11 protein-coding genes are annotated in these 13474 nt (G+C 63.4%); 5 read left to right on the forward strand and 6 right to left on the reverse strand.

Translation table 11 applies throughout. From position 1 onward, the window contains the following. Window positions 1-9: 9 nt before the first annotated feature. Complete coding sequence (locus NKJ80_RS01275) at window positions 10-642, reverse strand: class I SAM-dependent DNA methyltransferase (RefSeq protein WP_352496894.1); 633 nt, start codon at window positions 640-642, stop codon at window positions 10-12. Between the two features lie 106 nt (window positions 643-748). Between NKJ80_RS01275 and NKJ80_RS01280 the strand changes: the two genes are divergently transcribed. Further along, window positions 749-1651 carry a phosphotransferase family protein gene (locus NKJ80_RS01280; protein ID WP_023715584.1) on the forward strand — a complete coding sequence of 301 codons (903 nt, stop codon included), beginning with the start codon at window positions 749-751 and terminating at the stop codon, window positions 1649-1651. Between the two features lies 1 nt (window position 1652). Here the strand turns inward: NKJ80_RS01280 and NKJ80_RS01285 are convergent, their stop codons facing one another. Together NKJ80_RS01285 and NKJ80_RS01290 are read right to left on the reverse strand one after the other, a co-directional pair. Next, window positions 1653-2576 (reverse strand): DMT family transporter, encoded by a 924-nt coding sequence (locus NKJ80_RS01285; protein ID WP_352496895.1) that lies wholly within the window; start codon window positions 2574-2576, stop codon window positions 1653-1655. A gap of 72 nt (window positions 2577-2648) precedes the next feature. After that, window positions 2649-3929 (reverse strand): amidohydrolase family protein, encoded by a 1281-nt coding sequence (locus tag NKJ80_RS01290; RefSeq protein ID WP_352496896.1) that lies wholly within the window; start codon window positions 3927-3929, stop codon window positions 2649-2651. Between the two features lie 175 nt (window positions 3930-4104). Between NKJ80_RS01290 and NKJ80_RS01295 the strand changes: the two genes are divergently transcribed. After that, window positions 4105-5862 carry an ABC transporter ATP-binding protein gene (locus NKJ80_RS01295; RefSeq protein WP_352496897.1) on the forward strand — a complete coding sequence of 586 codons (1758 nt, stop codon included), beginning with the start codon at window positions 4105-4107 and terminating at the stop codon, window positions 5860-5862. A gap of 54 nt (window positions 5863-5916) precedes the next feature. After that, window positions 5917-6387, forward strand: a complete 471-nt coding sequence (locus NKJ80_RS01300; protein WP_156033682.1) for a hypothetical protein — start codon at window positions 5917-5919, stop codon at window positions 6385-6387. Window positions 6388-6397: 10 nt separating this feature from the next. Here NKJ80_RS01300 and ilvD read toward each other — a convergent pair whose 3' ends face one another. After that, window positions 6398-8242, reverse strand: a complete 1845-nt coding sequence (gene ilvD, locus NKJ80_RS01305; protein WP_031246581.1) for a dihydroxy-acid dehydratase — start codon at window positions 8240-8242, stop codon at window positions 6398-6400. Between the two features lie 270 nt (window positions 8243-8512). Here ilvD and NKJ80_RS01310 point away from each other — a divergent pair, with 270 nt between their 5' ends. Continuing rightward, window positions 8513-8983: a VOC family protein gene (locus NKJ80_RS01310; protein ID WP_023672886.1), complete on the forward strand. Its 471-nt coding sequence runs from the start codon at window positions 8513-8515 to the stop codon at window positions 8981-8983. 179 nt (window positions 8984-9162) lie between these two features. Here NKJ80_RS01310 and NKJ80_RS01315 read toward each other — a convergent pair whose 3' ends face one another. Further along, the gene (locus NKJ80_RS01315) at window positions 9163-10755 is read right to left on the reverse strand and encodes a peptide chain release factor 3 (RefSeq protein WP_023755673.1); all 1593 of its coding nucleotides are present in this window, start codon (window positions 10753-10755) and stop codon (window positions 9163-9165) included. Window positions 10756-10893: 138 nt separating this feature from the next. On the opposite strand from NKJ80_RS01315, the gene NKJ80_RS01320 reads away from it, so the two are divergent. Continuing rightward, window positions 10894-11967, forward strand: coding sequence for an NAD(P)/FAD-dependent oxidoreductase (locus NKJ80_RS01320; RefSeq protein ID WP_023672884.1), 1074 nt, complete (start codon window positions 10894-10896; stop codon window positions 11965-11967). Here NKJ80_RS01320 and NKJ80_RS01325 read toward each other — a convergent pair. Next, window positions 11961-13334, reverse strand: coding sequence for an amidase (locus NKJ80_RS01325; RefSeq protein WP_352496898.1), 1374 nt, complete (start codon window positions 13332-13334; stop codon window positions 11961-11963). The two genes, NKJ80_RS01320 and NKJ80_RS01325, sit on opposite strands and share 7 nt — an antisense overlap. Between the last annotated feature and the right edge of the window lie 140 nt (window positions 13335-13474).

Below are 13474 nucleotides of genomic sequence, written 5' to 3' on the forward strand. Positions count from 1 at the left end.
GCGCCAGACTCAGCTCACGCGCAGCACAAGGCCGCGGCTGGGCACGGTGTCAGCCTCGCCCGGCATCGAAACATAAGGCGCAGTCTCCTCGGCACGAACGACCCTGACCTCAGCCGCGAGCGCAGCGATGCGATCGGCAAAGCCGGCGTTCCACAGCGTGTTCTTGATGGTCAGCACGATGACGCCACCGGGACGGCAGACGCGGATCAGTTCGTCCAGCCCCTCGGCGCCGACATGGCCGGAGGTGAAAACGCCGGCCGAGACGATGCCGGCATAGGCATTGTCGGCAAAGGGCAGTGGCCCGCCGAGCGCCAGGCAATGCAGCGCCGAATAGACGCCCTTTGCCGCCGCTTTAGACAGCATGCCTTGCGAAATATCGAGCGCTTCGACCTGGGGATAGCCGGTGATGGCCAGCCACTCGCCGATCAGCCCGGTGCCGGCGCCGGCGTCGAGAAGCGGTGCGGCGCCGCGCGGCAGATGCCGTGCGAGCAGGGCCAGGCAGATCGTCGGATGGCGGTAGCCGGCGGCCGACATGTCGGCATCGTAGGTTTCCGACCAACTGTCATAGATCGCGGCGACGTCCTCGGGCCGTTGCGCCGCATAGGCGGCGCCAAGCCCGCCATGATCCTTGTTGCCCGCCATGGCTGTTTCTCCGCCAGTTCGCTGCTCACCCTCGATCGGATGATAGCCAAACGGCGAAAACTGTGGAACCGTTGTCGCAAGAAATACACGGCCAAGGGCAACAGGCATGGGGACGGACGAGGCACGCGCAACACTTGCGGCAATTCCGGCATTGGCGGGCTACGACGGACCGCTGGAGCGGCTGGGCGGGATGACCAATCTCGTCTTTCGGGCCGGCGATATCTGCCTGCGTATCCCCGGCAAAGGCACCGAGGAGTATATCAACCGCGCCAATGAAGCGGTGGCGGCGCGTGAGGCGGCCAAAGCGGGCGTCAGCCCCGAAGTGCTGCATGTCGACCCCGCGACAGGCGTGCTGGCGAGCCGCTTCGTTGCCGGCGCCGTGACGATGTCGCCGGAAAAGTTCAAGCTGCGCGCCGGCAGCCCGGCCCGCGCCGGAGAAGCCTTCCGCAAGCTGCACACGTCCGGTGCGGTATTTCCGTTCCGCTTCGAGCTGTTTGCGATGATCGACGACTATCTCAAGGTCTTATCGACCAAGGAAGTCGCCTTGCCGCCGGGCTACCACGACGTGGTGCGCGAATCCGACACCGTGCGTGCGTCCCTTGCCGCGCATAGACTGCCGATTGCCGCCTGCCATTGCGATCCACTGTGCGAGAATTTTCTCGATACGGGCGAGCGGATGTGGATCGTCGACTGGGAATATTCGGGGATGAACGACCCGCTCTGGGACCTCGGCGACCTCTCGGTCGAAGGCCGGTTCGACACCGCGCAGGAGGAAGAGATGATGCGCGCCTATTTCGGCGGCGAGGCAAAACCGGCCGAGCGCGGCCGCGTCGTCACCTACAAGGCGATGTGCGACCTGTTGTGGACGCTCTGGGGCCTTATCCAGCTTGCCAACAACAACCCGGTCGAGGATTTCCGCGCCTATGCCGACGGCCGCTTCGCCCGTTGCAAGGCGCTGATGGAAACGCCTGAGTTTTCACGGCATCTGGCGGCGGTGCGCCAAGGTTAGGTCAATTCACGCCTTTCGGCACGTTCTCCGGCGGCACGACTGTTTCGACCACCTTCTGGCGGTGGAAGATGAACAGGCCGGCGAGCACGACGATGGCCGAGCCGATCAGGATGCGCGGTCCCGGCACGTCGCCGAAGAATGCCAGGCCGAAGATCACCGCCCATAGAAGCAGGCTGTAGTGCAGCGGCGCCAGCGTCGAGGCAGGGGCCAGTTTCAGCGCCCTGGTAATCATCAGATGCGCGCTGCAGGAGACGATGCCGAGCAGGAGCATGGCGCCGAAATCGAGTGCCGAGGGCGTCTGCCAGGCGCCTATGGTCATCACGCCGCCGACCAGCAGCGTGCCGATAGTCTGCCAGGTGACCAGCGTTGTGTCGCTGGTGCCGCGTAGGCGGCGGCTGAGGATGATGGCGAAGGCGAAGGCAATGCTGCCGACCAGCGCGAACAGCGAGGACTGCGAGAACGCCGCCGAAGAGGGTTTCAAGATGATCAGCACGCCGCAGAAGCCGACCAGGATGGCGGCCCAGCGGCGCCAGCCGACCTTTTCGCCGAGCAGGAAATGCGACAGCGCCGCCACATAGATCGGCCCGGCCATGTAGAAGCTCATCACATCGGCCAGCGGCAGATAGACGACGGCCGCGTAAAACAAGGCTGTGTCCACCGTGGTCGCCAGCACGCGCAGAATCTGGAGGACCGGCCGCTCCATCCGGAACAGTCTGCCGGCGCCCTGGTTGGCGATCATCGGGCCGAGCACGATGAAGGCGCCGATCGATCGGATCAGCACCACCTGACCGACCGAGAAGCTGGCGACCAGCCATTTGCCCATCGCGTCGTTCAGCGCGAACATGAAGTCGCCGGCCAGCATCAAAAGGATGCCGGCCAAAAGCACGTTCCTGATGGTAAAGGTGCGGACGAGCGACTGGGCCATGCGGCTCCCTAGCTGCAAGCGGCCGCTTTGACGAGGCAAATCGGTAAGACCAGCGGCGGAAATCGGCTGTTTCTACGCAGTTTTGTGCCGCCGGTTCACCTGTCCGGGACGGCCGGCGATCGACAGCCGTGTCTCCTGCTTCGTGCGCTCGGCCACCACCTTGCCCCTGGCGACGACGCACAGCCGTTCGGCACGTAACCTCAAGGCTTCGATCGGATTGCCGGCATCGAGGATGACGAAGCTGGCGCGCTTGCCCACGGCAAGGCCGAGATGATCGAGGCCCATGACGGCGGCGTTGACATTGGTGACCATGTCGAAGCAGCGTGCCATGTCGGCAGGGCTCGACATCTGAGCGACGTGAAGCCCCATGAAGGCGACGTCGAGCATGTCGGCGGTGCCCAGCGAATACCAGGGGTCGAGAACGCAATCCTGGCCCCAACCGACGCGGATGCCGAGCGCCAGCATCTCCTTCACCCGGGTCATTCCGCGCCGTTTGGGAAACGTGTCGTGGCGGCCCTGCAGCATGATGTTGATCAGCGGATTGGGGATCGCCGACACACCGGCCTCGGCAATCAGCGGCAGGAGCTTGGAGACGTAATAATTGTCCATCGAGTGCATTGAAGTCAGGTGCGAGCCGGCCACCTTGCCCTGAAGGCCAAGGCGGTGGGTCTCATAGGCAAGCTGCTCGATGTGGCGCGACAGCGGATCGTCGGTCTCGTCGCAATGCAGGTCGACCATCAGCCCGCGCTTAGCCGCGATTTCGCACAATTCGGTCACCGAGCGCGTGCCGTCGGCCATGGTGCGTTCGAAATGCGGGATGCCGCCGACGATGTCGACGCCCATGTCGAGCGCGCGCAGCGTGTTCTGGCGCGCCGTCGGCGAACGGTAGAAGCCATCCTGCGGGAAGGCTACCAGTTGCAGATCGATATAGGGCGCGACAATCTTCTTGACGTCGAGCAGCGCCTCGACCGCCAGCAGCCGGTCGTCGCAGACATCGACATGGGTACGGATGGCGAGCAGGCCCATCGAGACCGCCCAGTCGCAATAGGCGAGCGCCCGCTCGCGCACCGCGTCATGCGTCAGGAGCGGCTTCAGCTCGCCCCATAGCGAAATGCCCTCCAGCAGCGTACCCGAAGCGTTGATGCGTGGAATGCCGTAGGACAGCGTTGCATCCATATGGAAATGCGGATCGACGAAGGGCGGCGAGATCAGATTGCCACGGGCGTCGATCGACGTGCCGGCGCTGACATGCAGTTCGGGCTCTATGGCGACGATCGTCTCGCCGATGATGCCGAGATCGGCGACGGTGCCGTCGGGCAGCGTTCCGCCGCGCACAACAAGGTCGAAATCCATCTGCCGTCATCTCCCTGAAGCTCGAACGCCGTAATCGTGGCGTAAAAGACACCTTGCCGCAGCCGTTTGCCTTCGCCGAAGCGAAAGGTTCCATCCAGCCACAACTCGCTCTATAAGCCGCCTTTCGCCCCGGTGGCGAATCCGAAATTCGTCAGTCAGGCATGGGATCTGCCATTTGTTTCGCTTCTTCCTTTCGACGGAAAACCAGCGCCTTATCGCAAGGCTTTTGCGGGAATCCTTTCACGCGCATAGATTTGGCTACGCTGCGGCCATTCTGTCGATGCTGGTGGTGGCGGCAACGACAGCAGCCAGCGCCTATATGCTGCGCGAAATCACCAATGAATTCGTGGTTTACAAGCGGATTGGGCAGGTCAATCTGATCGCGGCGGCGACCGGAGCGATCTTCATTCTCAAGGGCTTCGCAAACTTCATCCAGGCCTACTTCATGAGCAGGGTCGGCAATGCCATCATCGCCGACCGGCAGCGCAAGATCTATGACAGCATTCTTGCACAAGGCATCGAATTCTATCATTCGACCTCTTCGTCCGAACTGATTTCGCGCATGACGAACAATGCCCAGGCCGCGCGCAGCGTGCTCGACCAAATCGTCACGTCCTATGTTCGCGATCTGGTGACGCTGGCTGCGCTGGTGGGGGTGATGGTCTGGCAGCAGCCGGCGCTGTCCCTCATCTGTCTGGTGATCGGGCCGATCGCCATTTACGGCGTCAATCGTATCCTGAAGCGCGTCCGAAAAATTGCCTCGCAAGAATTCCGTTCGCTCGGCCAGATCGTGCAGGTGATGCAGGAAACGGCGATCGGCGTGCGCGTCGTCAAATCCTTCGGTCTCGAAGGCGCCATGCGCAAGCGCATGTACAAGGCCGTGTCGGACGTGGAGAGCCGCGCCAACAACATCGCCACGCTGGAGGCCGCCACCAGCCCGGTGATGGAAACGCTTGCGGGGCTGGCCATCGCTGGCGCCGTTTTTGTCAGCGGCTTTCTGGTTCTGGGCGGCGGCGGTCAGATGCCGGGCAACATCATGGCCTTCATCGCGGCACTGCTGTTGGCCTATGAACCGGCCAAGCGCCTGGCCCGGGTACGCATCTCGCTTGAAACCGGCATTGTCGGCGTGCGCATGATGTTCCAGCTCGCCGACCGGCCGCTGACGCTGGCCGAAAAGCCGGATGCAAAGCCGCTGCGGGCCGGGCCGGGCGAGATCCATTTCGACAATGTCAGCTTCGCCTACCCCGAAAGCGCGCCGGTGTTCGAGGGACTGGACCTGACGCTTGCCGCCGGCAAGATGACGGCGCTGGTCGGACCCTCGGGCAGCGGCAAGTCGACCATCCTCAACCTGATCATGCGCATGTACGACCCGCAGGTCGGCAAGGTGATGTTCGATGGCCAGGACATTTCTTGTGCCACGCTCACCTCGGTCAGGGAAAAGATCGCCTATGTCAGCCAGGACACGTTCCTGTTTGCCGGCACGATCATGCACAACATCAGGCTCGGGCGCGAGGGCGCCACCGACGAGGAAGTAATGGCCGCCGCAAGGGCCGCCAATGCACATGACTTCATCAGCGCCCAGGCGAAAGGCTACGACACGGATGTCGGCGAGAATGGCGCGCTGCTGTCAGGCGGCCAGCGCCAGCGCATCTCGATCGCGCGCGCCATGCTGCGCAATGCGGAGATCCTGCTGCTCGACGAGGCGACCAGCGCACTCGACGCCGAATCCGAGGCGCTGTTCCGCGACGCGCTGCAGCAGCTGACGGTCGGGCGAACCACCATCGTCATTGCCCACCGCCTGTCGACCGTGCACCAGGCCGACACGATCGTGGTGCTGGAGGCCGGCAAGGTGGTGGAAAGCGGCGCGCATCGCACGCTGCTCAACCAGGGCGGGCTGTATCAGAAGCTTTACGAATATCAGCTGATGCCATAACGGAGTGCGAGTATGCGCGCTGCTCGGTTCATGTCCTTTCTACGATCCGTCTTGTTGGGCACCTTTGCCGCGCAATCTCCTGCCATGGCTCTCGACTACGACAAGGCGCATCACCTCGACGCGGAGAACCTCGCCGAACAAGGAATCGCAAAGACCTACCAAGAAGTTTTGCCCGAGCTTCGGCAATATGTGAAAGACCCAATCGCAATCGAGGAAAGCGTAGACATGTACGCTTCACGATATGCCGTGCGCTCGGCTGGCCAGGAGTTCGTGATATACGCCCCGGATAGTGTGGGCAGCGAAGACAAAAGCTGGGGCACGGCCACTTATGTCTTCTTCAAAATCATCAATGACCAGCTCACCCATTCGGGCGTGCGATACTACGCGCTCAACGGTGGAAACGACCTGTTCGGCATCTTCTTGACACCATCACAGGCGGAAGACGCAAAGCGATCGCTGCCAACCCGCACGGATTGGCCCTATCTTCCCGATCCGAAATCGCCTTGGTACGGCCAGTACCACTAGCCGGGCTGGATCACTCCGGCACGTGCCGCACCGCGCCCTTGTCGGCGCTGGTGGCGAAGGCGGCGTAAGCGCGCAGCGCGGTCGTCACCTTGCGCTTGCGCTTTTCCTCGGGCTTCCAGGCCATGGCGCCCTTCGCCTCCATGGCCGCGCGGCGCGCGTCGAGTTCAGCGTCGCTGACAGCAAGCCGGATCGTGCGGTTGGGGATGTCGATCTCGATCGTATCGCCTTCCTGCACCAGTCCGATCGTGCCGCCTTCCGCTGCTTCGGGCGAGGCATGGCCGATCGACAGGCCTGATGTGCCGCCGGAGAAGCGGCCGTCGGTGACCAGCGCGCAGGCTTTGCCGAGGCCTTTCGACTTCAGATAGCTGGTGGGGTAGAGCATTTCCTGCATGCCGGGGCCGCCACGCGGCCCTTCATAGCGGATGACGACGACATCGCCGGCCTTGATTTCGTTGGACAGGATCGCCTTCACCGAAGCGTCCTGGCTTTCGAACACGCGGGCCGGGCCGGTGAACTTCAGGATCGACTCGTCAACGCCGGCCGTCTTCACGATGCAGCCGTCGAGCGCCAGATTGCCTTTCAGCACGGCAAGGCCGCCGTCTTTCGAGAACGGCGTTTCGGCCGAACGGATGACGCCCTTCTCGCGGTCGAGGTCGAGCTCGTCCCAGCGGCGGTCCTGGCTGAAGGCGACCTGTGTCGGCACGCCACCCGGAGCGGCGAGGAAGAAATCGCGGACGCTTTGGCTGGAGGTGCGGGAAATGTCCCAATGGTCGAGCGCTTCGCCGAGGCTCGCCGTGTGCACCGTGGGCAGGTCGCGGTTGAGCAGCCCGGCATTGTCGAGCTGGCCGAGGATCGCCATGATGCCGCCGGCGCGGTGGACGTCTTCCATATGCACGTCGGACTTGGCCGGTGCGACCTTGCATAGCACCGGAACCCGCCGTGACAGCCGGTCGATGTCTTCCATGGTGAAATCGACTTCGCCCTCGTGGGCGGCGGCCAGGATATGCAGCACCGTATTGGTCGAGCCGCCCATGGCGATGTCGAGCGTCATGGCGTTCTCGAAGGCGCCCTTCGAGGCGATGCTGCGCGGCAGCGCCGTCTCATCATCCTGCTCGTAGTAGCGCTGGGCGAGATCGACGATAAGGTGACCCGCCTCGACGAACAGCCGCTTGCGGTCGGCGTGGGTTGCCAGCGTCGAGCCGTTGCCCGGCAGCGAGAGCCCCAGTGCTTCGGTCAGGCAGTTCATCGAATTGGCGGTGAACATGCCCGAGCACGAGCCGCAGGTCGGGCAAGCCGAGCGCTCGATGACCTTGACGTCCTCGTCGGAGATCTTGTCGTCGGCGGCGGCAACCATGGCGTCGACCAGGTCGAGCGCTTGTGTCTTGCCGGCGAGCACCACCTTGCCGGCTTCCATCGGCCCCCCGGAGACGAAGACGCTTGGGATATTGAGGCGCAAGGAGGCCATCAGCATGCCGGGCGTGATCTTGTCGCAATTGGAGATGCAGACCATGGCATCGGCGCAATGCGCGTTGACCATGTATTCGACCGAGTCCGCGATCAGCTCGCGCGACGGCAGCGAATAGAGCATGCCGTCATGGCCCATGGCGATGCCGTCATCGACGGCGATGGTGTTGAATTCCTTGGCGACACCGCCGGCCTTCTCGATCTCGCGCGCCACCAGCTGGCCAAGGTCTTTCAGATGGACATGACCCGGCACGAACTGGGTGAAGGAATTGACCACCGCGATGATCGGCTTGCCGAAGTCCGAATCCTTCATGCCGGTGGCGCGCCACAGGCCGCGGGCGCCGGCCATGTTGCGGCCGTGGGTGGTGGTGCGGGAGCGATAGGCAGGCATGAATTTTCCTTGGCTGGCTGGCTGCGCTCAACGCGGAGCGTGGCGGCGCTGGATTTGGATCGCAGGGTTTATAGACCGGCAAGTATGGTCTGGCCACATTTTTGCAATGCGCCAGAGTCTCGCTGAAATCAGGGTTTCGAAAAAGATTGCCGGCCAGTGTCGGATCGCTAGCCCGGCATCCGTCCTTGGGACGACGGCAAGGGAATGGCACCATTTCAATAAGTCAGCCGCTTCACCTGTAACCGCAACCAAACACCCGAGGAGCATGACATGCAAAAGATCACCACCTGCCTGTGGTTCGATGGCCAGGCCGAAGAGGCGATGAATTTCTACGTCTCCATCTTCAAGAATTCGAAGGTGCTGAGCGTGCTGCGTTGGCCCGAAGGCCATGCCGATGCCGGCAAGGCGCTGGTGACCACGTTCGAACTCGACGGCGTGCAGTTCCAGGCACTCAACGGCGGACCGCAATTCAAGTTCAACGAGGCGATGTCACAGTCGATCGACTGCAAGACGCAGGAAGAGGTCGATTATTTCTGGGACAAGCTCATCGAAGGCGGCGGCGAACCGTCGCAATGCAGCTGGCTGAAGGACAAGTTCGGCGTCTCCTGGCAAGTCGTGCCGGAGCAACTGCCGCGCCTGCTTCTGGATCCGGACCGGGCCAAGGCCGGGCGGGTGATGTCGGCGATGATGCAGATGAGCAAGATCGATATTGCGAAGATCGAGGAAGCTGCGGAGGGGTGAGAAGGGGTCCGCGTAGCGGACGAAAAGCCAATTGCTTGGCTTTTCGAGCTTCGAACGCCCTGAGCCATGCGAAGGGCCGGCGCGCGTTGGAGCCAATTGACCCTTCAACGTCGGCGCTGCCCCTCATCCGCCCTTCGGGCACCTTCTCCCCGTAAGCGGGCAGAAGGAAAAGGGGCGCCTTAGGCCGCCTTGTCGCGGACCTGGTAGTCCTTGACGGTTGCGAAGCGGATCGCCTTCCAGCGTTCGGCTTCGTAGTTCAGCGAGAAGGCGTGCTGGGCCAGAAACACCGGGTCGTTGTCGAGGTCGCGGGCGATGTCGCCGCGATGCGCCTCAATGAAGCGAAGCGTTTCGGCCTTGTCGTCGGCAGAGATCCAGCGGCAGACCGAGAAGCGCGACATTTCGAATTCGACCGGCAGCGTGTATTCGAAATTCAGCCTTTCCTTCAAGACGTCGAGCTGCAGCGCGCCGACAACGCCGACGATGGCCGGCGAGCCGTCTTCCGGCGAAAACAGCTGCACGACGCCTTCCTCGGCCATCTGGTGCAGCGCTTCCTTGAGTTTTTTCGCCTTCATCGCGTCGCCGAGGCGCACACGGCGCAGGATTTCCGGCGCGAAGTTAGGTACGCCGCGGAACAGTATCTCCTCGCCTTCGGTCAGCGTATCGCCGATACGCAGCGTGCCGTGGTTGGGAATGCCGACGACATCGCCGGCAAACGCTTCGTCGGCGGTGACGCGGGTGCGAGCGAAGAAGAACTGCGGTGCCGACAGGCTCATCGGCTTGCCGGTGCGCACCAGCTTGGCCTTCATGCCGCGCTCGAGCTTGCCCGAACAGACGCGCACGAAGGCGATGCGGTCGCGATGGTTGGGGTCCATATTGGCCTGGATCTTGAACACGAAGGACGTCATCTTCTCCTCCGTCGCCTCGACCTTGCGGGTGTCTGCCTCCTGCGCGCGCGGCGGCGGGCCGAAGGCGCCGAGCGCCTCGATCAGGTCGCGCACGCCGTAATTGCGCAGCGCCGAGCCGAAATAGACCGGCGTCAGATGGCCTTCGCGGAAGGCGTCGATGTCGAGCGGGCGGCAGGCTTCGCGCGCGAGTTCCAGCTCCTCGATGAAGGCTTCGCGCTCGTTTTCCGGCAGCAGGCCGGCGACGCGGTTGGAGTCGGGGCCGTTGACCGGCGTGCGGTCTTTCTCTGCATCGCCCCTGCGCACAGCGTTGAGCGCCAGGTGGTAGGTGCCGGCAAAAGTCTTGCCGCGGCCGATCGGCCAGGTGATGGGGGCAGTGTCCAGCGCCAGCTTCTGCTCGATCTCGTCCAAAATCTCGAAGGGGTCGCGGCTTTCGCGGTCCATCTTGTTGATGAAGGTGATGATGGGGATATCGCGCAGCCGGCAGACCTCGAACAGCTTCAGCGTGCGCGGCTCGATGCCCTTGGCGGCGTCGATGACCATGACGGCCGAGTCCACCGCCGACAGCGTGCGGTAGGTGTCGTCGGCAAAATCCTCGTGGCCGGGCGTATCGAGCAGGTTGAAGACATTGTCCTCGTATTCGAAGGTCATCACCGAGGTGACGACCGAAATGCCGCGCTCGCGCTCGATCTTCATCCAGTCGGACCGCGTCTGGATGCGGTCCTTCTTGGCCTTGACCTCGCCCGCAAGCTGGATGGCGCCGCCGAACAGCAGCAGCTTTTCGGTGAGCGTCGTCTTGCCGGCGTCTGGGTGGGCGATGATCGCGAAAGTGCGGCGGCGCGATACCGCCTGTTCGATGTCTTCAGCCAATTTCTGGAATCCTGTCTGTGGCGCGGGCTTCTAGCAGCGCATTGCTGGCCTGTCGACAGTTTCGGGCCGGCAGGCCGACCACACTTGAGCTTGAATCGTTACGGTGGCATCAGAGGAGCCCATTCTGAGAGGTCCGGTATGAGCAGCGCTAAAGAAGTCATCGTCATTGGCGCCGGCATTATCGGGGCGTCCATCGCCTGGCACCTGACCAAGGCCGGGGCGCGGGTGACTGTGATTTCCGATAGTGGTGCCGGCGGCGTCGCCACGCCAAACTCCTTTGCCTGGATCAACGCCAGCTGGGGCAATCCCGAAATCTATTTCCGGCTGCGCATCCGTGCGATGGCCGAATGGAAGCGGCTGGCAAACGAGCTGCCCGGCCTGCCGCTCGCCTGGTGCGGCGGGCTGTGCTGGGATCTGCCGGCCGACAGGCTCGAAGCCTACGCGGCTGAGCACGCTTGCTGGGGTTACGGCATCGAACGCGTCGACGCCGGGCGGGCAGCGCAAATCGAGCCCAATCTCGTCGAGCCGCCGGAATTCGCTGTCTATGTCGCGGAGGAAGGCGTGGCCGAACCGGTCGCAGCGGCCAAGGCGCTGCTGGCCCACGCAGAACGGCAAGGTGCGCGCGTTCTCTCCAGTTCTGTAACCGCACTTGTCCAGACCGATGGCAGGATTGCCGGTGTCGATACATCGCATGGGCTGATGCCAGCCGAAGAGGTGGTGATCGCAGCCGGTGTCGGGGCGCCCGATATTGCCGCTACCGCCGGCATCAAGCTGCCAATCGAGACGCCGCCCGGTCTGATCGTCCACTCGCAGCCCTACAAGAAGCTCCTCAACGGGCTGGTGCATGCCGAAAAGCTGCATATGCGCCAGACGGCGGAGGGCCGCATCATCGCCGGCTCGGATTTCGCGGGGAGCGATCCCGGTGAGAATCCCGACGCCACGGCGCGCGAGCTGTTTGCAGCAATGAAGGCGGCTTTGCGCGGCGCCGACGAACTGGAATTCGATTTCCACACGGTTGGCTACCGGCCGACGCCGATCGACGGCTTTCCGATCATCGGCCGCGCCGAGGGCACGGAAGGTCTCTATGTCGCCGTCATGCATTCCGGCATAACGCTGGCGCCCGCGGTCGGGCTGTTCGCCACGCGCGAAATTCTCGACGGCGAGCGTGATCCGCTGCTGACGCCTTATGGGTTGGGTCGGTTTGCTCAGTAGCCCGGCGGACGCTTGAAGCCGCCGGTCAGCGCTTCGATCGCCTTGGCGATGCCGAGCAGCCGCGATTCCGACCAGCGCTTGCCGACCAGTTGCAGGCCGATAGGCAGGCCGTCGCGGTCTTGCCCGCAGGGCAGCGAGAGTGCCGGATGGCCGGAATAATTGAAGACCGCGCCATAGGCCGGTAGCATCCAATAGCTTTGCTCCTTGCCGTCGACTTCGATCGGCGTGCCGGGCTCACAATGCGCGAAGGCCGTGGTCATGGCGACCGGGCACAGCAAGGCATCGCAGGTTTCGAAGAACCTGTCCCAGGCCAGGATCGAGCGGTCGCGGCGAGCGAGCGCCTCGAACCAATTGGTGATCGGCGTTGGCTGCTCCGGCGGTTCGGGCTGCGCTGCCTCCAGCATCATGCCGATCAGATCGCCGCCCTGCTCCAGATCGTCATGCAGATCGATCTCAGGCAAGTTCGCTTCTTCCACAATCACCCCTGCTGATTGCAACCGCTTGGCAAGGCTTTCGACCGCGGCAGCGATTTTACCAGCCACCGGAAAGCCGGGGAAGGACGGCGCGACGGCGATGCGCAATGTCTTGAGGTCGAGCCTGGGCATGGCCTCTACGGGCACCGGCGCGAGGTCGGTGTCTGCTCCGTCCGGGCCGGCGATGATTTTGTAGATCAGCGCAAGATCCCCCACGCTGCGCGCCAGCGGGCCGAGGCAGGACATCAGCCGCACGCTACGCGCCGCGCCGTTCGGATCGGGGAAGGCGCCGGCCAGGGACACGCGGTGCTCGGTCGGTTTCAACCCGTAGACGCCGCAAAAAGCCGACGGCAGGCGGATCGAATCCTGCATGTCGGTGCCGACATCGAACGGCGTCATGCCGGTCGCCACCGCTGCCGCTGCGCCACCGCTGGACCCGCCTGACGTGCGCGATCGGTTCCACGGATTGCTGGTGCGACCGAACAGCGGATTGTCCGATTGCCAGTCGCCCAGCATCGTCGCGACATTGGTCTTTCCAATCAGGATGCCGCCTGCGGCTTTCAATCGGGCGACGACCGGGCTGTCTGCCTTTGCCACATAGTCGGCGAATGGTGCGAAACCAACCGTGGTCTTCATGTCGGCCGTTTCGTGCGTATCCTTCAGGGTGAAGGGCACGCCATGCAGCGAGCCGAGCGCATCGCCATGCGCCAATGCCACGTCGGCGTTTTCAGCGCGCTCACGGGCGCCTTCGCGGTCGAGATTGACGATGGCGTTGACGGCCTCGTTGTGTCGGTCGATTTGGACCAGATGGGCGTCCAGAGCTTCGACGGCGGAGATCTTTCGCGCCGCGATTGCGGCGGCGAGATCGATGGTAGAGGAAAAGGCGAGGTCCATGATTGCTCCGGCTGCTGCCAAACGTATCGCGGTTTAAAACCAAGTTCAGCATTCGGAGATCATCGGCGCTTGATCAAAATTGCGCTTGCCGGTCGGTTGAGGTTGGCGCTCTACGGCGCCCCCCTCTGTCCTGCCGGACA

The organism is Mesorhizobium sp. M0030, assembly GCF_040323695.1.
Classification (GTDB): Bacteria; Pseudomonadota; Alphaproteobacteria; order Rhizobiales; family Rhizobiaceae; genus Mesorhizobium.